The sequence below is a fragment of the Litchfieldia alkalitelluris genome (assembly GCF_002153425.1).
In the GTDB taxonomy this organism is placed as follows: domain Bacteria; phylum Bacillota; class Bacilli; order Bacillales; family Salisediminibacteriaceae; genus Evansella; species Evansella alkalicola.
This window is the reverse complement of the sequence record NZ_KZ119600.1, coordinates 105,340-126,558: the sequence shown is the minus strand read 5'-3', so window position 1 is coordinate 126,558 and position 21,219 is coordinate 105,340. Positions and strand designations below refer to the sequence as shown.

General features: G+C 36.6%; 24 protein-coding genes. 8 read left to right on the top strand and 16 right to left on the bottom strand.

Annotated elements, in window-relative coordinates:
- Positions 1–117: 117 nt before the first annotated feature.
- From BW724_RS00720 to BW724_RS00680, 10 genes are all read right to left on the bottom strand, one after another.
- A complete protein-coding gene (locus tag BW724_RS00720; protein ID WP_088073208.1) occupies positions 118–669 on the bottom strand; it encodes a VanZ family protein in 552 nt (183 codons plus the stop codon).
- Between the two features lie 57 nt (positions 670–726).
- Positions 727–861, bottom strand: coding sequence for a hypothetical protein (locus BW724_RS24210; protein WP_268876127.1), 135 nt, complete (start codon positions 859–861; stop codon positions 727–729).
- A complete protein-coding gene (locus BW724_RS00715; protein ID WP_176371238.1) occupies positions 861–1,253 on the bottom strand; it encodes a hypothetical protein in 393 nt (130 codons plus the stop codon). Before BW724_RS00715 ends, BW724_RS24210 begins: the two co-directional genes overlap by 1 nt.
- 484 nt (positions 1,254–1,737) lie before the next feature.
- Entirely contained in the window at positions 1,738–2,277 is a 540-nt protein-coding gene (locus BW724_RS00710) for a GNAT family N-acetyltransferase (RefSeq protein ID WP_088073206.1), read from the bottom strand.
- Between the two features lie 152 nt (positions 2,278–2,429).
- Positions 2,430–2,915, bottom strand: coding sequence for a tetratricopeptide repeat protein (locus tag BW724_RS00705; RefSeq protein ID WP_088073205.1), 486 nt, complete (start codon positions 2,913–2,915; stop codon positions 2,430–2,432).
- A 158-nt stretch (positions 2,916–3,073) separates the two neighbouring features.
- Positions 3,074–3,622, bottom strand: coding sequence for a hypothetical protein (locus BW724_RS00700; RefSeq protein WP_088073204.1), 549 nt, complete (start codon positions 3,620–3,622; stop codon positions 3,074–3,076).
- A 178-nt stretch (positions 3,623–3,800) separates the two neighbouring features.
- Complete coding sequence (locus BW724_RS00695) at positions 3,801–4,493, bottom strand: isoprenyl transferase (RefSeq protein ID WP_088073203.1); 693 nt, start codon at positions 4,491–4,493, stop codon at positions 3,801–3,803.
- Between the two features lie 135 nt (positions 4,494–4,628).
- Positions 4,629–5,051 carry a YhfM domain-containing protein gene (locus BW724_RS00690; RefSeq protein WP_088073202.1) on the bottom strand — a complete coding sequence of 141 codons (423 nt, stop codon included), beginning with the start codon at positions 5,049–5,051 and terminating at the stop codon, positions 4,629–4,631.
- A gap of 529 nt (positions 5,052–5,580) precedes the next feature.
- Positions 5,581–7,146, bottom strand: coding sequence for a malate:quinone oxidoreductase (locus BW724_RS00685; RefSeq protein WP_088073201.1), 1,566 nt, complete (start codon positions 7,144–7,146; stop codon positions 5,581–5,583).
- 147 nt (positions 7,147–7,293) lie between these two features.
- Positions 7,294–7,734, bottom strand: a complete 441-nt coding sequence (locus BW724_RS00680; protein WP_088073200.1) for an NUDIX domain-containing protein — start codon at positions 7,732–7,734, stop codon at positions 7,294–7,296.
- A 482-nt stretch (positions 7,735–8,216) separates the two neighbouring features.
- Here BW724_RS00680 and BW724_RS00675 point away from each other — a divergent pair, with 482 nt between their 5' ends.
- The 4 genes from BW724_RS00675 to BW724_RS23920 all read left to right on the top strand — a co-directional run bounded on the left by BW724_RS00675 (position 8,217) and on the right by BW724_RS23920 (position 10,634).
- Positions 8,217–8,441, top strand: coding sequence for a hypothetical protein (locus BW724_RS00675; RefSeq protein WP_088073199.1), 225 nt, complete (start codon positions 8,217–8,219; stop codon positions 8,439–8,441).
- Between the two features lie 429 nt (positions 8,442–8,870).
- Positions 8,871–9,704, top strand: coding sequence for a nucleotidyltransferase family protein (locus tag BW724_RS00670; RefSeq protein ID WP_088073198.1), 834 nt, complete (start codon positions 8,871–8,873; stop codon positions 9,702–9,704).
- Positions 9,705–9,836: 132 nt separating this feature from the next.
- The gene (locus BW724_RS00665) at positions 9,837–10,025 is read left to right on the top strand and encodes a hypothetical protein (RefSeq protein ID WP_088073197.1); all 189 of its coding nucleotides are present in this window, start codon (positions 9,837–9,839) and stop codon (positions 10,023–10,025) included.
- Positions 10,026–10,253: 228 nt separating this feature from the next.
- Positions 10,254–10,634: a Fic family protein gene (locus tag BW724_RS23920; RefSeq protein ID WP_205160350.1), complete on the top strand. Its 381-nt coding sequence runs from the start codon at positions 10,254–10,256 to the stop codon at positions 10,632–10,634.
- Between the two features lie 470 nt (positions 10,635–11,104).
- Here the strand turns inward: BW724_RS23920 and BW724_RS00655 are convergent, their stop codons facing one another.
- The 5 genes from BW724_RS00655 to BW724_RS00635 all read right to left on the bottom strand — a co-directional run bounded on the left by BW724_RS00655 (position 11,105) and on the right by BW724_RS00635 (position 15,711).
- The gene (locus tag BW724_RS00655; RefSeq protein ID WP_088073196.1) at positions 11,105–11,896 is read right to left on the bottom strand and encodes an energy-coupling factor transporter transmembrane component T family protein; all 792 of its coding nucleotides are present in this window, start codon (positions 11,894–11,896) and stop codon (positions 11,105–11,107) included.
- Positions 11,893–12,756 (bottom strand): energy-coupling factor transporter ATPase, encoded by an 864-nt coding sequence (locus BW724_RS00650; RefSeq protein WP_088073195.1) that lies wholly within the window; start codon positions 12,754–12,756, stop codon positions 11,893–11,895. Before BW724_RS00650 ends, BW724_RS00655 begins: the two co-directional genes overlap by 4 nt.
- On the bottom strand, positions 12,747–13,556 hold the full coding sequence (locus BW724_RS00645) for an energy-coupling factor transporter ATPase (protein WP_088073194.1): 810 nt from the start codon (positions 13,554–13,556) through the stop codon (positions 12,747–12,749). Before BW724_RS00645 ends, BW724_RS00650 begins: the two co-directional genes overlap by 10 nt.
- Positions 13,557–13,704: 148 nt before the next feature.
- Positions 13,705–14,646, bottom strand: coding sequence for a 1,4-dihydroxy-2-naphthoate polyprenyltransferase (gene menA, locus BW724_RS00640; protein WP_088073193.1), 942 nt, complete (start codon positions 14,644–14,646; stop codon positions 13,705–13,707).
- A gap of 24 nt (positions 14,647–14,670) precedes the next feature.
- Positions 14,671–15,711 carry an FAD:protein FMN transferase gene (locus BW724_RS00635; RefSeq protein WP_088073192.1) on the bottom strand — a complete coding sequence of 347 codons (1,041 nt, stop codon included), beginning with the start codon at positions 15,709–15,711 and terminating at the stop codon, positions 14,671–14,673.
- Positions 15,712–16,073: 362 nt separating this feature from the next.
- Between BW724_RS00635 and BW724_RS00630 the strand changes: the two genes are divergently transcribed.
- The 4 genes from BW724_RS00630 to BW724_RS00615 all read left to right on the top strand — a co-directional run bounded on the left by BW724_RS00630 (position 16,074) and on the right by BW724_RS00615 (position 20,096).
- Entirely contained in the window at positions 16,074–17,987 is a 1,914-nt protein-coding gene (locus BW724_RS00630) for an NAD(P)/FAD-dependent oxidoreductase (RefSeq protein ID WP_088073191.1), read from the top strand.
- A gap of 113 nt (positions 17,988–18,100) precedes the next feature.
- The gene (locus BW724_RS00625) at positions 18,101–18,523 is read left to right on the top strand and encodes a NusG domain II-containing protein (protein WP_088073190.1); all 423 of its coding nucleotides are present in this window, start codon (positions 18,101–18,103) and stop codon (positions 18,521–18,523) included.
- 28 nt (positions 18,524–18,551) lie between these two features.
- Complete coding sequence (locus BW724_RS00620; protein ID WP_088073189.1) at positions 18,552–19,094, top strand: Gx transporter family protein; 543 nt, start codon at positions 18,552–18,554, stop codon at positions 19,092–19,094.
- 21 nt (positions 19,095–19,115) lie between these two features.
- Positions 19,116–20,096, top strand: coding sequence for a polyprenyl synthetase family protein (locus tag BW724_RS00615; RefSeq protein WP_088073188.1), 981 nt, complete (start codon positions 19,116–19,118; stop codon positions 20,094–20,096).
- A 267-nt stretch (positions 20,097–20,363) separates the two neighbouring features.
- On the opposite strand, the gene BW724_RS00610 is transcribed toward BW724_RS00615, so the two are convergent.
- Complete coding sequence (locus BW724_RS00610) at positions 20,364–20,885, bottom strand: spermidine/spermine N(1)-acetyltransferase (RefSeq protein WP_088073187.1); 522 nt, start codon at positions 20,883–20,885, stop codon at positions 20,364–20,366.
- Positions 20,886–21,219: the final 334 nt, after the last annotated feature.

Genomic DNA, 21,219 nt, shown 5'->3' with positions numbered 1-21,219 from the left:
GTCTGAAATTATTACTATAATGTTGTAATCGGATTGTCACTAACGCAACCCGTTAGCGACACAACGGAAGCGACAGCTTGTTCCACTAAAGCTACCCGTTACTTGAACAATAATTCCCTAAGTTCTAACATCAAACTTGTCTAAAATAGAAAGGTTAAATTTCTTTAAAATAACAAATATTATTTTGAAAATAAAATAGCCTAATATAGCTCCAGATGTATTCAATATAATGTCATCTACGTTAAAAGTTCTATGTGAACCAATAGTTAAACCTTTTATTAATTGTATAGTCTCTATTGAAGTGCTTGTTAAAAATGCTACAAAAATTGTTAATTTCAGATTACGTAAACGTTGAAACAATAAAGGTAAATACACACCTAAAGGTAAGAGTAATATGATATTTTGCAAATAAGCCGTCGCGATATAGCCACTATTAAGTGAATCAATAACAAAATAAAAGGGAACTAATTGAACTGAAACTGTAAATGGTATAAACATTATGGGAAGTAATGTTAATTTTATTACGTTAATCATGTAATAAATAAAGCTGTAAAATACAAACCGCCGTAGTAGCGAATGTTCCTTCTTTCTATTACGAATGAGGTCGTAGATTACATAAATAATAAGAATTAAAGTTGCATAACCGTGAAAAAGCTGTTGGTCTATCATAATCCAAATCTCCTCTATAATAGTTAGTCCTTAAAAAGCATAACACAACATCGCTTATTAAAGAATCCTTTCCTTTAGCGTCAAAACAGTAGTGGCACCTTGTTCCATTAACGCAACCCGTTTGTTTAACAAACTTTGTCCTTTATAATCAATTGTGTTCTTAATAATGTTCAGTAATAAATACTTTTTCATTACTCCACCTTAACCCAAGGTTCCCAAGTGTGTTTATCTTGTGAAATAAAATACACCCAATAATCTCCAGCAGAAAGTGTTAAGTTTTCGTTACTTTCACTCAAATATTTGAATCCACCTTCCTCCCTATAACTAACTTGGTTCTTTTCAAAATCACATAACTCTTCACTGGTTACTAAACACTTACCTAAAAGAGTATTTGGTTCAGATTCCCACAATTCAACGATTATTGTATTGCTGGGAAAGCCGAATGACTTTCTATCAGCATATGCGTATATTTTACTTGATTCGTTTTCAATCGTTATTGGCATTACATGACCACCATGTTGTTCATCTACATTAAACCTTATATCTCCACTACTATACTTTACATAATTCTCTTCCTCTACCACCCTCTCCTCTACATCAGGTGAAAAATACATATGAATTAAACCAGAACGTATTCCGTGGTATGAAAAGAATCCTATGATAACTAAAACAACAATAACTGTAATTATCTTACCTTTGTTAATAAGCTCACCTCCCCGTTAGTGCCGTAACAGCAGCACCAGCTAGTTTCACTACCGCTTACCCGTTAGCGACATAAGGGTAGCGACAGTTCAATGCCCGTTCAGTTCAAAGTCAAGAGCGATTACTTTTTTGATAATGCACGAAATAATAGCCAAATACCTCCTACAATTACGGCAAGTATAACCAAAATCATCATTAACCCTGGAATTCCTACATTACTCATCATAACAAACACCCCATCATTTAATTTTCTCTTACATACGAAAAGACTTAATAAAAAGTTTCAATTACTAATAGCAATTGTTTAAGGAAACTCCCCGTTAGCGCCATAACGAAAGCGAAGACTTGTGCAACTCCCGCTCCCCGTTACTTGAAGAACTCCTGCTTAAGAATACTCATTCTTAAACGGTCTACAAATTCTCCATTTCTTAATCGGTCTTGTCTCAAAATCCCCTCTTCCACATAACCCATTCGAATATAAGATTTGATTGCCTTTTCATTATCTACTTCAACTCTTAACCAAATCTTATTTAAACCTAATTCGTTAAATCCCCATAGCAGCATTTCCTTCATTGCAGCAAGTCCAAAGCCCTTGCCCCAATATTCCTTATCACCTATTGCAATCCCTAATTCTGCGTGCTTATTCATTTTATCTATGTTCTTTAAGTCAACCCAACCAATGTGCTTTCCTCCTTCTGTTACAATGGCTTTTTGTTCGTACCCATTTGTTTTGTTAATGCACTTCTCAACCCAACTTCTGGTTTCATCCTTGCTAAACGGTGGGTACTTCTCTGGCATATTTAGGTGTTTGGTCACTTCTTTATCTAAACACCATTGATAACGGTCTTCCACATCGTCGAGAGTTAATTCTCTTACTTGAACTTTCGGCAAATCTGATGTTTTCATCTCTCTAATCCCCCTATTTAACACTTTTATTATTTTTGGTAAGCACATTTGTTAAAGTTTTGGTTTTTTCCGTTGAACTCCCCGTTAGCACCACAACAGAAGCGAAAGATACTTTACTATTGCTTCCGTTAATGTAAGTATATTTTCACAAATCACTTCCAAATTTCATCTAATTTGTTCGAATCGAATTCAATTGCTTTTTTATAACTGGAAATCTCAGGGTCTTTAGTCGTATCTATTAAACATTTTAGTAATAGCTCCATAGCTTTACTATGTTCATTCAAGTTATATAGAGTCATCGAATAGAACGTGTGCATTGCTCTGTTATTGGGGAATAGTCCCATGCCTTTTTCAAATGTGTTTTTTGACTTTTCGTATTCTCCCAATGTTCTGTATGTACTACCTAATCCCAGTAATGCGTCTTCTAAATCCTTTTCAGGCAGCCCTAGCTTGATGGCTTTTTCATAAAAAGGCACTGCATTTGCTTCTTCCCCTAATATGTCATAACTCCAGGCACATTGGTAGTTAATTGAAGTATCATCAGGATACTCCTCTGCTAATCTCATTAGTAATTTGTTCGACTCTTTGTGATTTCCCCTTTTCCGTAATTCAATTGCTTTATCTAATTCTTCGTTCATTACTTTCATCTCCAATACTATTTCTATTTTTTCTCCTAACCTCTCCGTTACTTCTTTATCTTTTATACTCTATTTTAATGCTAACACTAATTTCCTTTTATTTGGGTTGAAAATGTAAAAAAGCGTCTCTGCTTATTGCAGAAACGCTTACCCTTTAGTTAGTCAACAATATATCCTAAACTAATAGAAGTAACCTTTTCATAAAAATGACCAAATGATATTCTTATATTGTTATTATGGTCAGCATAACCGATTTCTTTTAATGTTTGACTACTATCCTCGTATATATAGTAATCATCTCCATATAAGTCGATGACACCTTCAAGGGAAGTTCCTATTGCAATCCCATTCATTGTCGTTGCATTGGTATTGCTTTCCAATGGTTGCACCATTAGAATTTCATTTGTTTCCTTGTCGACTCTAATAATAATATCTCCATTCCAATACAAGTCATAATGCTTTTTGGGTGCATCTGGAGCTCTATCATCATTATCAGGGTGAACTACAAATTGCCCATGTTCTTCGACAAATTTATCATCAGTTATGACCATTCCTAACATAATCCCATCAATATTTTCGTTTGATAAGTCAATTGATTTTACCTCATTCATAGCTTCTTCACGAGTTATATAATTGCCACAACCAGCAACATTGAAAAATATAATTATATTTAAAAATAATAGACCAGCACTAATTATGTTTTTCATATATTCCTCCTCTTGTTACATCCCATAATTTTTCCCCATTTATACAACATTCCAACAAAACAACTTTCTTTTGTTCATATTATAGTCAACTCCTCCGATACATAGATATTCTATGTAAGTAGGTAAAATAATACCATTAAAAGTAAAAACGATTATAAAATACATAAATGTATTGAATTTATTTAATTTTTCTTCTATTAACTTCATCAATTGCTTGAAGGAGTAGTCTTTTATTAAAATCTGGAAAGTAGGTATCAGTAAACCATAATTCTGAATTTGAAGATTGCCATAATAAAAAGTTACTAATTCTCTTCTCTCCTCCAGTTCTAATAATTATATCAGGGTCGGGGAGACCAGTTGTATAGAGGTATGAATTTATAAGTTTTTCATCTATATTTTTATTAGTTATTATTGAATTTTGAATATCATTTGCTATTTTTTTAACAGCTGCAATTATTTCATGTCTTCCTCCATAATTTAAAGCGAAATTTACGATAAGTTTATTATTGTTTTTTGTTTCACTAACAGCAATTTTTACAGCCTTTTTAGTATGACTTGGTAGTCCTTCAATGTCTCCAGAGATACATATCTTTATATTATTCTCCATAAAATCAGGTAGCTTTGCATTTAGAAACTTTGCAGGTAAATTCATTAAGTATTGGATTTCCTTTATAGGTCTTGTCCAGTTCTCTGTAGAAAACGCATATAAAGTCAAAACTTTAATACCTAAGTCTAATGAGTCCTTAATAAGATTTTCCATCGTTTTAGAACCAGCATAATGTCCCTGACTTCTAGTAAGCCCTCTCTGTTTTCCCCACCTTCCATTTCCGTCCATCATAATAGCAATATGTGTTGGAATAGTTGCTTCCATTAGAATTTACCTCCTAAGTTATACTCTCACTATTCTGCATTTCAAAGGTATTTGTTTAAGTAACCTCCTTGTTTATTCTACAAGGTCTCGACAGCTTATATTACTAGCGCATCCCGTTTATTTAATAATGTCTTATTAAACGCCTAATAACAGTCTTAATTCATTTGTATCTTTAGCAGAAACAATAAAGCCATTTCTTTCGTGACCGATATACGTTATTACGCTTTCTTCCCCCTCATTTCCAAGTGAAAGATGTAATCCTTGATTATTACCATCTTCATAACGTATCAATATGTCGAAATCAGGTTTTTCATTAGTCACATCCACAGTTTGACTTATTCCTTTTGTATTTTTCAAAATAACTTCAAAAACTGATATAGTTTCTTCTTGGTTAAACGAAAGAAAATAATCTTCATTTAACCCTCCATAACCATTTGATTTGGAGATTAAAATATCAGCTATAGTATCTAATAATGCCATTTCTTCATTTTCAGATTGACAAGCAATTAAAGAAACACAACAAAATACTAAGAATATTAACAATAATACTTTTTTCATAATAAATCTCCTCCAATCATAATTTAACCCTTTCATTAAATACATAGTAATACTAGGTATGATATTAGTATATAATAAATATTTTGAAATTTCAAAGTATACCAGGGGTGTTTCCAATATTTTACTATAAAATGATATCGTGCACATGATTGCTTCTTTCACTCTTCTATCCATTCACTTAAGTACACTGTTTAACAATCTAATTTCCATTATTTAATTATACCATTAAATCTCCAGTCGCTTCCGGAATAAGCAGAGTACGAACGCTACAAAAACGAGCTAATTAGATGTATATTTACTATTTTTTTTAGATTGAAAAATCGAGACAAATGCACTATGTGAACAGGTCTCGTTTTTGTTATAATTATTAGTTTTTCTCCCTCTAAATGGAACTACTTATCGTTGATTCTCATGCCTTTATTTGTTTTATCGTTCAACTAAGTCATATTTTATACCACTACAGAACTCTCGACGTTAACCTCAATATATAAAAAAATCGCAGACGTCAATCTGCGATTTTTTCCCCTTGTCAGGCGTTACTGTATACAACCTCACGTTCAACAAACCCGAGTGACTCAGATGTTGATCTTTGAATTTCCTTAAGAAGCTCAGGGTTTTCCATTAAGGACAAACCATATGACGGTACCATTTCTTTGATTTTAGGCTCCCATTCTTTTAAGTGTTCCGGGAAACATCTCTCCACGATCTCAAGCATAACGGAAACTGCAGTGGAAGCACCTGGTGATGCACCGAGTAATGCTGCAATAGAGCCGTCTTCCGCTGTTACCACTTCTGTACCAAATTGAAGGGTTCCGACTCCTCCATCTTCCGTATCTTTAATAACCTGCACACGTTGGCCTGCCACAACTAAATCCCAATCCTCACTCTTTGCATTTGGAATAAATTCACGTAACTCTTCCATGCGCTTTTCCTTGGATAGCATAACTTGCTGGATTAAATATTTCGTCAACGACATATTTTTTGCACCAGCAGCAAGCATTGTTAACACGTTATCTGGCTTCACAGAAGACAGCAAATCAAACATAGAACCATACTTTAAAAACTTCGGTGTAAAGCCTGCAAACGGACCGAACAGTAACGATTTCTTATTATCTATGAATCTAGTATCAAGGTGGGGCACAGACATTGGAGGTGCGCCTACCTTTGCTTTACCGTATACTTTAGCATGGTGCTGCTCCGTTACGAATGGATTGTTGCATACCATAAAAAGACCACTTACAGGGAATCCTCCAATATTCTTTCCTTCGGGGATACCTGATTTTTGCAGTAAATGTAAGCTTCCACCACCGCCACCAATAAAAACAAACTTTGAAGTGTAAGTCTTAAGGCTACCGCTTCTCAAGTTTAGCACCTGTAGGTCCCAGGAACCTTCACTATTACGTTTAATATTAGTGACACTGTTATTATAGTGGATGTTGACACCTTTACTAGATAAATGGTCAAACATCATTCTCGTTAATGCCCCAAAGTTTACGTCCGTACCAGAATCCACTTTCGTTGCTGCAATTGGTTCTGTGATTTCCCTGTCTTTCATCATAACGGGAGCCCATTCTTTTAACTGATCTGGATCATCAGAGAACACCATCTCTTCAAATAAGGGGTTATTTGATAGCGCTTTATAACGATTTCTTAAAAAATTGACATTAGCTTCCCCTTGGACAAAACTCATGTGTGGCAATTCCTTAATAAAATTCTGTGGTTCTCTGAGCAATTTGTTGTTTGCTAAATAAGACCAAAACTGCATAGAAACTTGAAACTGTTCATTTACCTTAATTGCTTTACTAATATCTACAGATCCATCAGGTTTTTCCGATGTGTAGTTTAATTCACATAAAGCCGCATGCCCTGTTCCTGCATTATTCCATTCATTTGAGCTTTCTTCCCCTGCGTTTGAGAGCTTCTCGAAAACTGTAATATCCCAGTCTGGTACTAATTCCTTCAGAAGCGTCCCCAATGTCGCACTCATGACACCTGCACCTATTAAGATAACGTCTGTTTTCGTGTGTTTGCTATCCATTTTTCCCGTCCTTATCATAAGATTTACAGAAAGAATGACCGCCTGACTTGGGCACATCTTTCTGAAGTAAATTTTATTATGTTCATAGTTTAACACTATTTTTAAAAAATTAAAATATTATAACTTTTTAATCGTAATAATAGTTTAAAAGTAATCCAGCATGTACCTGGAGTTGTCTTTATAACTATGAAAATAGGATAACATTTATCGAATAAATGCCTGATCTCGATTAGCAAGGGCATCCTTTAACCAGCGGGGGTGCATTTTCAGTAAGTTTCGCGGTAGATTTTCTGGATCAAAAAATCTCACCTCAAGTGATTCATCAGAATTACATCTAAGTTCTCCACACCTAACTTCAGCAAGAAAACAAGTTGTTATAAAATGCACTACCTCACCATTTGGATAAGTAAAAACCTGCGAGTTAGGCTCAGAGTATACTCCAATCAGCTTTTTAATTCTTATATCTAAATTAGTTTCCTCCTTTACTTCTCTAATGGCTGCGTTAGAAACGGTTTCTCCAATTTCTATGTGTCCTGAAGGAATACCCCATAGTTCTACATCCGCTCTTTTCTGTAACAAAACTTGGTTTTCCTCATTCAAAACTATAACTGCCACGCCAGCTCTTAATTCATCAATTCTTTTCAACTTATAATCCTCCCTTCAAATAATAAAAAAGGCCCGAGGAGAAAAGGATTTCAACGCATTGCAAATACGCTGAACCTTTCCCCTCGGACCTTTTATGTCAATAGGTGCCTTTTACGTTATGGTAAAAGATGTAGCCCTCGGTCACAGACCTTCTAAGAAAGCGGAACCCTAGCTACAATTTTCCAGTTCATTTATATTTTACAACTATTACTCAAAAGATGAAAGGTACTCTTCTACTAGTAAGAAGTTCCGTTTAGAGGAAGGTAAATGAAAATTACACAGCAAAAACGAGCCCTTTTTACATAGTGAATTTGTCTCGTTTTTTTACCATGAAAAACAAATTAAATATACATCTAATTAGCATATTTTCTACATTATTCCGCTTTTTTGGAAAGTTAATGGAAAATATTATGGTATAATTAAACAATAATGACATTGATTGTGGAAAAATACACTTAAGCTATTGGGGCGGTTAACTAAAAATGAATAATAAATTAAAAATCTTTTTACTTTGGTTTTTAGGGATTGTTGCAGTAATCAGTTTTGCAGATGTACCATATGTTGCTTACTGTTTATTGCAGGAAACTGGAGAATTCCATCTTAAATGGTCCTCTTTGTTTGCATCTTTGGCGCTACTGTCTGCAATAATATCTATAAAACGAGGAGACTTTGATAACTTAATCAATAGACAGGGTGGTAAGGAATAGACTAGTTGCTTCTTGTGTTAACCAAGTTAGTAATAACCAATTGTTATCGCAGGCGATGGTGGTTCTGGGACATATAAAGGCGCTTAGGGTATTCTTTTGAGATTGAAGGAAATTTTATGCCAGAAGCTGAATAACCAGGAGTAATATATATATACTAGGAAATCTTATGGATACTGGTACTAGATAATAGAATTGTATGCTAATTACTATATAATTTGTGAATGATTCACTTAATCATACGGGAAAGCGTTTCTGCAATAAGCAGAGATGCCTTTTTACATTTTCATACCAAATAAAAGGAAAATAGTGTTAACATTAAAATTGATTATAAAAGATATTGAAGTAACTGGGAGAATAGCTGAAGAAGGAATTTTTTTCTTTATGGCGAACAAATATAAAAGAAACATTAAAGGAGTGGTTATTTAATGTGTGGGATTAGAATATAAACATCGTGATAGAGATTTAAATATACCAAAATATCGTCAAACTATGCTAAAAGAAATTGAGCAAGATTTATTGAAAGATGAAAATGTATTAGCTGTTTTTTATGGGGGTTCAATAGGAAATCGAAATACAGACTTATATTCTGATATTGACCTCCGTATAGTTGTTAAAGATGAAGTGTTTGAAGAATATAGATTGAACAAAAGAGAGAGAGCTAAAAACTGGGGGAAGGTATTGTTTTTCGAAGATTTCCCTTGGGGAACATATAGTGTTGCTCACTATGATAATTTCATAAAGGTTGATACATTTTATTATAGAAAAGAAGATATTCAACCATCTGTATGGTTACAAAACATTAGCATTGTTTTGGACACAACAGGATTTATGGAAGAACTCCTAAAAAAATCAATGAATCTTTTTTTTCGACCAAATGTTCAAGAAGTTGAGATGTGGAGAACTAAATTTTTTGCATATGTTCATGAGGCTTATCGAAGGGTAAACAGAAAAGAAATGTATTACGCCCTAAATTGCCTGGATAATCTAAGAATGTCTATGGCAATGGCTTGGTATATGGACAAAGGGTTGCAACCAAATGCGTTCGGGGATTGGGCAAAATATGAAGGTGAAAGAAGCGAATTAGATAATTGGCAACTTGCACTTTTAGCAGACTGGCATAGTAGTAGAGAACCGAATGATTTAATGGACGTACTGAAAAAAATTATTCCTGAATTTAAAAAAACACATAAGAGCTTATGTGAAAAAGTAGAAATTGAAGAAGAACCTGAGTGGGTTGATGAAATCTTAGGGATGGTTTTATAAAGATAACTAGCACTCAAAAAATGGGTGCTTTTCTTGTATAACAAACGGAGGCAATCCTTGCAGAAGAAGCATGTTTCTATGTAGGTTTTAACCATGATATAATAAGGGTATGAGTACTTGGAGGTGTATGGATTGAAGTTGGATGTCAATAAACCTCAACTAACTATTATGGGTGTTAAATTTAAGAATCAGAAAGAATTTAGAGGTGCGTTGTACGCAATTAGTTCGAATATGATTGAAGGCTGGCAGCCTACGAAACAGGATGTCGAACAAGTAAAGGATTATCTTATTTTAAAACAAAAGGAAAAATCCGATGACTAGGAAAAGATATGCATCATACAAATATGAAGACCCAGATTATTTGTATGTAGACCCTGACAGCGGAGTCCTGCGGAATGAATTTAACATTAAATCTGCACAAGAATTACAGACCAAGGAATATCGTATTGTTACGAAGAAATTACTTGATTTGTTCGAAAATCCCATTCATGTTTATTCGATGAAAGACATTCAGAAGATACATCAATTCCTGTTTGAAGAGATTTATCATTGGGCTGGAGAGAATTTCGTCAAGTTAATATATCAAAAGATGGAAATCCGTTTATGGCAATGCAAGCCTTTGTTACCGGTTCAGAATATATGAATAAACTGATAACAGATTATCATCGACAAGCAAATGATAAGTCCACAATCATAAAAACTTTAGCGGAGATATTGGATAATTTAAACTATATGCATCCATTTAGAGAAGGAAACGGCAGGACACAAAGGGAAGTGATCCGAGTACTTGCTTTAACTAAAGGATATATACTAGAAATAAATTTAAATTTAGATGATGATATATATCATTTATATATGGATGGAACGGTTAAAGGGGACAGCAGCTTATTGGAAAAATTACTCACTAAAATAATAGAAACAAATGAATAGACTATCCTCAAAGCGGGGTTAGTCTTTTTTGTGTAGAGGGGTTGGCCACTGTTTCATTTATTGTGAATAGTTACACTTAAAGTAACGAGGGAGTTAGTTGAAGATGAAATAATTATATTTAACCCTAACGAACCGACTACTCCTATATAGTTGGTTCTTTTACATGTATCTTTACTGGTTAATTAGTTTCCGCCTAATTGAACTCATTTCAGATAGACAAATAGCAACTACTTTAAATACAAAATAATTATTGAATAATAGTCATTAGTCTGTTATTTTTAGTAAGAAAATTCGGGAGCCAATTTAAGACTAAATTAAGGAAAAACCTCGTTGAATCAATAAAAAAACCTAGTCCAAGTAGATATCTTATTGGACTAGGAATTACGGTCATATTTGAATTTTCTCCTCACGAACGAAACTACATATTCTACTAGAAGTTTTGCTTTTATATACTAAAACACTATCCTTACCTACTGTAAAAGGAGCAGTCCCAATGTAAGAAGGGCCATCGTCACTAGTGCAAGTGTGTCCTTGGTGTGCCAAGTTAGTCTGCGAAAGTTGGATCTTGTCAGTCCAGACTGATATCCCCTAACCTCCATCACATTGGCCATATCCTCTGCCCGATTGAGGGAACTCTCATATAACGGCAGAAAGATGGGGACTAGTGTTTTCATTTGTTTTAGTAAGGAACCCTCCCCGAATTCCGTTCCCCTAGCTCGCTGCGCATCCATGACCTTTTGTGTTTCGTCCAACAGGTTTGGAATGAACCTTAAGGATATGGATAGCATTAATGCTATTTCATCAACAGGAACCTTTAGTTTTTCAAGGGGACTCAGTAAAAAGTAGATGCCGTCCGTCAACTCAATTGGCTTCGTAGTCAAAGTAATCACAGTTGTAAAAAAGATAATTAATACGAACCTGAAAAAGATATATACACCGTTAATGATGCCATTGTGAGAGATGGTTATTGGGCCCCAATCAAAATAAACCGTTCCTCCAGAGCGAAATAAGACTTGCAGAAAAACAGTAAACAAAATGAGCCAAATTAATGGCCTGACTCCGCGGAGATATACTTTGAAGGAGACACCTGATAGACACATCACAAAAAAGGTGAAGCTAGTGAGAAGAGCTAATGTCTGCCAATTACTCGCCAAGAAAACGATAAATATAAAAATGAATCCAGCTAGGAGCTTTGCCCTTGGATCCATGTAATGTAACACGGATTCCCCAGGGAAATAGCGTCCTAATATTAGCTTATTCACACTAATCCCACCTCTATTAAAGCATCTGCCAGTTCTTCCGGCGTTAAGCAAACACCTGGTAGCTGCTTACCTGTTTCATGCTCAATTTTTAATTGGAGCCTTCTTGCATCGGGAAGGTCCAAATGCCATTCTGCGAGTTTCTCAACGTCCGCAAAAACGTTATATACTGTATCGTGCATCACTACTTTACCCTTTTCCATTACGACTACATTGTCTGCGTATCGAACCACATCTTCCATGTCATGCGTGACTAAGATAGTCGTTAAATTCCTTGTTTTATGCCAGGATTGTATGAGTGTTAAAATCTCTTTTTTTCCAGCTGGATCAAGTCCAGCCCCTGGCTCATCTAAAACAAGAATGTCAGGATCCATGGCCAGGATTCCTGCAATAGCCACTCGCCTTTTCTGTCCTCCAGATAAAGTAAACGGGGACTTCTCCATCATTCCACCTTCAGGATCGATACCCACTTGCATGGCAGCCTCGTATGCCCGCTTCAAGACTTCATCTCGGGAAAAACCGAAGTTGAGAGGGCCAAAGGAAATGTCTTTTTCCACTGTTTCCGCAAAAAGTTGAGATTCTGGGAATTGAAAGACCATTCCCACTTTTTTTCGTATCTCCTTTAATGCCTTTTTAGAATGATTTGGTTTAATCGTAGCGTCCCCTACCTGCACTTCCCCTTCAGTAGGAAGAAGTAAGCCATTTAGCATTTTTAACAAGCTTGATTTCCCCGCACCAGTATGTCCCACCACTGCTGTAAGTGAGCCTGAAGATAACGTTAAATCCACACCATTGAGAACTAACGGACTCCGTATAGGTCCTAATTGATAGTCTGCTTTCACTCCTGACAGTTTTACTTGCATAGCCATCGCACCAATTCTTGTTCTGTCATGAATTCAGGAGGAACTTTTGCGTTTCGCTCCTGTAATAATCTTCTTAACTGTTCTGCAAAAGGTGGTTCCAGCTCTTGTTCTTCATGGAAAACCTCACTTGGAGTACCACTATTGACAATCTTCCCTGCCTTTAAAACAATAATTCGATCTGCATCCACTGCCTCATTCATATCATGAGTAATAGATATAATCGTGATATTTTCGTCCTGCTTCAGTTTTTTTAACGTTGCTAGTAGTTCTCTTCTGCTCTTTGGATCAAGCATGACAAATGCCTCATCAAGAATAAGGATAGAGGGCTTTAATGCAAGGATTCCTGCAATTGCTACCCGCTGTTTTTGACCACCTGATAGATTGGAAGGATCATAATATCTAAAGTCGGTCATTCCAACTAAACTGAGGGCTTCATCTACCCTTGCTTTCATGTCCTCATAAGGCATATTTAAATTCTCTAACCCGAAAGCCACATCGTCTTCCACTGTTGTCCCGATGAACTGGTTGTCCGGGTTTTGGAACACTAATCCGATTTTACTCCTGACTTTCCAGATGTTCTCTTGGTTCACTTTCATTCCATTGATGTGAATTTGTCCCTCCTCAGGCTGTAAGAGGCCAACAAGGAGTTTGGCTAACGTTGATTTTCCAGATCCATTGTTACCAACAATTCCGAGCCATTCCCCTTGTTGGGCCGTAAAAGAGACATTGGATAATGTATGAGCTGTCCTTTTATCATATTGGAAGGAAAGATTCTCAACTTGTAAAATCGGTGTTCCCATCTTTTTAACCCTCTTCCTTATTTGAAAATGGTTCTGTTAAACTGTGATGTTGATTTTTTGCAAAGCATCGAGGAGGCTTACCAGCCGCCCGCGGAAAGCGAGTGGACTGTAGCGAACTCCAACTCTACGATTACATTTTTCACTTAGCCTAAAAAATCAACACGGATACGATGAGTAGGGCGACGCTTGATCCATTGACTAGGACTAAGTTTTTCACCGCAACTTCAAAGGTTTCTGACTTCACCTGTTTCGCATTAAATTTACGCACTAATGAGTAAACAGGATAAATAATGAATAACGATAGTAACATAACTGGAGGAAGAATATTCAATACCACTGCCGCAACAATTGATAAGAATGAAACGACATATAAGAAGTTAAATAGCACTAGTGACCAGCGTTTCCCTAAATAGTATGGCAATGTGAAGCGATGGTTAGCAATATCCTCTTCTAGATCACAGATGTTATTTGCCAGCATCAAATTAGCAATGGTCAGCATGCTAGGGATCGATATTAATGCGATCTCAAACAGTAAGACAATATTGGCGTAAAAACTAATCTGCTGTCCTTCCCATATAAACTGTGCAATCCCTTGATCATAAGCGTTAACATAGACGACTAAAAAGATAATTCCAAAGCCCATCGCTCCACCAGAAAACGCCTCACCAAGTGGCATGCGCGATAATGGAATCGGGCCAAATGTATATAAAATACCGATAGCAAAGCAAGCCATACCGATAAATAATACGATTAGATCGGTTAAAGCTACTAGCCACAATCCTAGACCTGTTGCGACCACCAATAAGCTTAAGATTGTTGTAATTACTAGCCATTCAGGAATTTGCTTCTGTCCAATAATATTTCTTTCTCTTCTATATGTGTCCGTAGTTGCTTTTCGATAATCCATATAATTATTGATTGCCGTTGTCGTTAAGTCGAATAACAACATGGAACAAAAGAATATAAAGGTCGTCAATAAGTTAAACGTATCGTAGCGGTAATAGACGAATAAAGAGCCTACTAAAAATGGGAATACACTTGCTATTTTTGTTTGGATTTCCACAAGCTTCAAAAACGTTGAGAATGACATGATCCTTCCTCCTTCCAGCACTTACTAGTTTCCTATTATGTTGAACGCATCATTCGTTAATTCAAACTGACCTGTGATGCCTGACGAAATATACACTTCATTATCGCGAGTTACGAAGATAGCATCTACACCTTCCAATTCCTCTACATATTCCAACCCATCTAGCAGACCTTTTGCGAAAACTGCTGTGGATAATGCATCTCCATCAATGGTGTTTTCCGAAATAATTGTTACACCAGCTAATTCATTCATGATCGGATAACCTGTATATGGATCTAATATATGATGATATTCCACTCCGTCCACCTCTATAAAACGCTCATAAATTCCTGAAGTAACGATCGATTTATCCTTCACTTGAATATTCCCTAGTGATTGTCCCCTAGTTGTTAATGGGTCTTGTATCCCAATAGTAAATTCTCTTCCTGACGGGTTTTCACCGATAACATAAATATCGCCACCTAGGTCAATAATGGCAGATTCGACTTCCTTCTCCATGAATAAATCAACTAATAGATCTGCGATATATCCTTTCGCTATTCCCCCTGTGTCAAGCCTCATTCCTGCTTCTTGTAAAAATACAGTCTGATTCTCTTCATCTAGTACTATTTTTTCATAGTCTATTAATGGAAGAACTTCATCGAGTTCATCTTGTGAAGGCTTCCTTGCTTCATCTGATCCAATTTGCCATAAAGAAGTAAGGGGCCCTATGGTAATATCAAAAATCCCATCTGTATCTGCACCGTAGTAAACGCCATCTTGAATGAGCTTAAATACTTTATCTGAGACTTCCACTGGTTCTATACCAGCAGCCTGATTAATTCTATCAATCTCAGATCCCTCAACGTTCACTGACATAACATCTTCAAGCACTCTGATTCTTTCAAATGCCTCTTCCATTACATACTCTTTGTCATTATCGTAAATCCTTAAAGTTACTACTGTACCCATCAATATCTCTGTCTCACGGTGAGGATTATTCTTCATCTCTTCTGCACTGGACGATAGACACCCCGTTAGAATTATCACTACTATAATGAAACTTAAACACACTCTTTTTTTCATGATGCGCAAACTCCTTCCTTATATAAAACATACATATCATTCATAATTACATTGTTACATTGTGAAAAACATCACAGATTCAGAGTTAGTATAACACCACATATAAAAGGTGTCTATATAGGGAAAACCTCTATAAACCTAGTAAATATGCGAGAAAGATTGATATGAGTGTAAGTTCTAGAGTTAACTTTGGAAATATGTTATTATTATGAACTTTTTATCACTAAAAATTTGTTACTATTCCGTGAACTTCATAGACATTACTTGATAAAAAGTTGTAAAATTTCATAGTAACATGTTCATGATTTCACAAAAGAAAATCAACTATAAAGTTACTAATCTCTAAAAGGAGTGAAATACAAATGGCAGAAAAGAAAAACATTGTCATTGTTGGTGCTGGCTATGCTGGTGTTCATGCAGCAAAAATGTTAGCAAAGCAATACAAGAAAGATGAGTCCGTTTCTATTACATTAATAGACCGTCATTCTTATCACACAATGATGACAGAATTACACGAAGTTGCAGCACACCGTGTTGAACCTGATGCTGTTCAACTAGACTTACGTCGCTTATTTAACAGAACAAAAGTGAAACTAATCACAGACAATGTGACACATGTGGATCACAAGAAGAAGCGCGTTGTTACAGAACATGCAGAATTTGATTTTGATTACTTAATTTTAGGAATGGGTGGAGAGCCAAATGATTTTGGAACTCCAGGTGTTGAAGAGCATGGATTTACACTTTGGTCCATGGAAGATGCGATCAGATTGCGTCACCATATTGAATCAACTGTTCGTAAAGCCGCTACAATTCATGACGAAGACACAAGAAAAGCAATGCTTACGTTCAGCGTTTGCGGCTCAGGTTTTACAGGAATTGAAATGGTAGGTGAGCTAGTTGAATGGAAAGAAAGACTAGCAAAAGACAATAAAATTGATGAAAGTGAAATCACTTTACAAGTAATTGAGGCTGCACCAACGATCTTAAATATGCTTGACCGCAAAGATGCAAACAAAGCAGAAGCATATTTAGTGAAAAAAGGTGTAGAAGTACTTAAGAAGTCACCAATCATTGAAGTAAATGCTGACCACGTTATCTTAAAATCTGGTGAAGTAATTCCAACTCATACACTTATCTGGACTGCTGGTGTTCAAGCTAACTCAGATACAGAAGATTACGGTATGACGAGAGGACGTGCAGGACGCCTAAAGGTTAATGCACACATGGAGGCTGAAGGATTAGAAGATGTTTATGTGGTAGGAGATCTTGCCTATTTCGAAGAAGAGCCTGACACACCTACACCACAGATCGTTGAAGCGGCAGAACAAACTGCGGCTACAGCTGCAAAAAACATTGCTGCTGATATCAGTGGTGGAGAAAAGGTTGAATTTAAAGGTAAGTATCACGGGATTATGGTATCTATCGGAGCCCGTTACGGAGTTGCCGACTTAAATGGTATTCATTTAAGTGGATGGCTATCCAACCTTGTAAAGCACTTAGTGAATTTATATTACTTCTTCGGACTAAGAAGTGGCTATTATATGTGGCAATATGTTGCACACGAGTTTTTCCATACGAAAGATAAGCGTAATGTCTTCCGCGGCTTGCCTACTAGATTCGGGAACGTATTATGGAGTCTCCCATTACGATTATTCGTCGGTGGTTTCTGGTTAGTGGAATCGGCCAAAAAAGTATGGGGTTATGAAAAGTGGGAACAAGCTACAGCTAGTCTATCAAGTTTACCGCAACTATTCACAGGATTCGGTAGCGATTCTTGGGTAACAACAAACCAAGTGAACATGCCATTCGAATGGTTACATCCGGACGGAATGACAAGTGCTTCCGCTGATGCAAGTGAATGGGCTTCACCTATTTTAAGCGAAATGCCTTTCTTCATGGAGTGGGCAATGAGAATTTCCGTACCTACACCTGAAATGTCAGTATTCATGCAAAAATTCATGTTACTAGTCGAAATCGGTGTTGGTTTAGCCATCGTATTTGGATTATTTACTTGGTTAGCTGGTGCTGCAAGTGCTGCACTTATCGCAATGTTTACATTAACTGCAATGCTTGGCTGGGGACAGCTTTGGGTATTACCTGCTTCCATTGCACTAATGAACGGATCTGGTCGTACGATGGGTCTAGACTACTGGGTTGTACCTTTCCTACAAAGAAAAGTTGGCGACTGGTGGTACGGTAAGGAGCGAGCAATTTACACTGACTTTGACCACGCGAATGCTGGTGCAGGAGAAAAAGTGAAAAAAGCTTCTTAATATTATTGTGTATGTGAAATATCCAACAAGTGCTGCCATTAGAATGCAAGGTCCTCCTTCGTTTTAATGGCCAGCCGTTGGATTTATTGAAAACATAAGAAGGGAGGAAGGATATGTCGTTTTTTCAAATCGTAAAAAGATGGGATTGGGTGGTTATTATCACTCTTCTACTATTATCTTTCCTACCTTCTGCTGTTTTCAGCTATCAGCAGGCAGGAATATCAGAAGATAACTCAGAGTTTATCGCTGTTATTTCTGTAGATAATAAGGTGATAAAAGAGGTCACACTCACTGGAAATATAGGACATGAAATTTTAGATTTAGATGATATTCCATGTCATGACAGCCATCAAATTGAAATTCTAGATAATCAAATTAGAATGAAGGTTTCTGACTGTCCTGACCAAGTGTGTGTACTAACTAACTATATTTCAAGACCAGGCCAAACGATTATTTGTTTGCACCACCGTGTTTTTATAGAGATTAAAGCTGTTCAAGGAAATTCAGAAACTGAGGATATCATTATCAGCTATTAATAGGTTTTAACGATAGGAAGTAGAGATTATGACAAAAAACCAACGTCTCGTATACATTGCCTTATTGGCTTCTCAAGCCGTCATTATTGGCCTATTGGAAAGGGCTATCCCGTTTCCATTTGCCATTGCACCTGGGGCCAAGCTTGGTTTGGCAAATATCATCACTGTGATGGCCATCTATACCTTGTCTACAAGGGATGCAGGCAAAGTTGTTGGAATACGCCTTGTATTAACTTCCTTGTTGGGAGGTACAATGTCCACGTTTATGTACAGTGCATCTGGCGCTGTCCTAAGCTTCATCGGTATGTGGGCAGTTCACAAACTAGGTCCTTCTAGAGTAAGTATGATCGGAGTTAGTGTAACTGGTGCCATCTTGCATAATGTGGGACAACTGCTTGTAGCTAGTTGGATTGCTCAAACTTGGACCGTCCTTCTCTATCTGCCAGTCTTATCTTTTATAGCTGTTTTGTCAGGAATTGCTGTTGGTATTGCTGCAAACTACCTATTAACCCATGTAAAGAAACTTCATTACTATAGATATTTACGAGAATCAGGGGAACAACCCAATTAAGATGTAGAAAGAGGGAGTACAATGCGTATACACCAAATGTGGGATACACACCCAAATTTAAAAGCTGATTTAGCTTCCGTACTTGAATTAATTGAGTCACATATTCGTGTTCGAGATAAAAAAGTTGAAACGACGCTGAAGGAACTTGTGCATTCAGGAGGAAAGCTACTTCGTCCAGCCTTTTCCCTTCTATGCTCTCAAGTTGGTCCAGAGCATAATAAAGATAAGAGTATTGCTGTAGCTGCTGCTTTAGAGACTTTGCACATGGCTACACTCGTTCACGATGATGTCATTGATGAATCTGATACACGTCACGGTCGCGCAACTTTGCACACGCAATATGACAATAAATTTGCTATTTATTCTGGTGACTATTTATTCTGTATTTGTTTTAATATCCTTTCCCGTTATGCAACTTCACTCGCACATCTTGAATTTAACTCTCGTAGTATGGAAAAAATTCTTGGTGGGGAATTGGCACAGTTAAACTCACGCTTTAAGCCAAGTGTTAGTGTAAAGAGTTATTTATCTCGCGTTGCTGGTAAAACAGCTCAGCTTTTCGCAATCAGCTGCTACTCTGGTGCCATTGAAAGTGGTGCAAAGCGTGCTGATGCGATGAATGCTTGGAATATGGGACACTATATTGGTATGGCTTTTCAAATCAAGGACGATATACTAGATTATAACGGGGAGCAAGTTACCCTTGGAAAACCTGTAATGAATGACATTCGCCAAGGTGTTTACACCCTGCCATTGATCTATGCAATGCAAGAGAATGCAAGTGCATTTATGCCTTTGCTGGAGAAAAAAGAAGCCTTAACCGATGATGACATGGTTGAGATTTCTGAACTGATCAGCCGCTACCGCGGGGTAGAAAAAGCACAAGCCCTTGCTGAAAGATATACGCAAAAGGCTAAGAAACACTTAAATAGAATGCCCGACGGTGAGCATAAAGCAATCCTATTAGATATTATGACGAGATTACTAGATAGAAGAGTCTAGTTTCATAGAGAAATAGAACTTAGTTTTTCGCGATGCGGGGAAAACTGCTGTCGTTATTGTTGTCGTAATGACAATTGGTATATCCACATAACGCAGATCGATCGTATTTCCTAATTGAAATTTCACAAATTGCACATCATATGCCAAATATTATAACTCGCGATTTCGCGATTGTACGAATCATAATGACTTAGTTCTTCGAATAGTGAGGAACTGAGTCATTTTTTTGATGATATTTTTTTGCGTTTTTATACATTTTTATTCTTTCTACTCTATGAGTGTTTTGGACATGATATAGTCCACTTGCTCTTCATCACCCATGTAAAAAGAATGTGCACCAACTTTTTGGAACCCCATCTTCTTATAAAAGGAAATAGCGTTTTCGTTCTTTTCCCAAACCCCTAGCCAAACTTTCTTTTTGTTATTTTCTTTTGCGATTTCTAGCGCTTTATTAAATAGAAATTTTCCTAGTCCGTGGTTTTGAAATTGTGTCTTTACGTAGATCCTCTCTATTTCCAACGCTTCCTTTCCCATATTTTCTGACTGGGCATCTTCGGTATTTATCTTTAAGTATCCAGCAACTTCATCATTATGGTAAACGAAATAGAACTCCGAATGTATGTTGATTAGTTCCCTTTCTAGTTGTTTAAAGTTAAAAGCTTTCTCCAGGTAAGCTTTCATATTTTCTGGTGAGTTTTGCTCCTTAAAAGTATCGTGGAATGTTTCTATGCTTAGTTTTTGGAGCATTGTTAAATCGTTGATATTACATTTTTCTATTTTTTTGCTCATTCGGTTGTTGTCACTCCTTGCTTGTGCGCTTTTTATTGTCATCAATTATATCTATATTTATGTTTAATTGCAGTTTTTAAGCTCGATCTAGGTTGGTTTTATGTTATGGGGCATGCTTTCGAGTGGCACCGGTTTATGCCGTAGAGAACTACTGTTTGCTTTGGCGACACCTCTCCTTTGAATTCTAGCTGTTTTGTCGTTAGATCTTTGAACTAACGACAATTCCAGCTCTACCTAATTCCGTTTTGTCGTTAGATCCTCATACTAACGACATTTCACCTGCTACCTGCTTCTGTTTTGTCGTCAGTTCACTCTCCTGGCGACATTCCCTCTC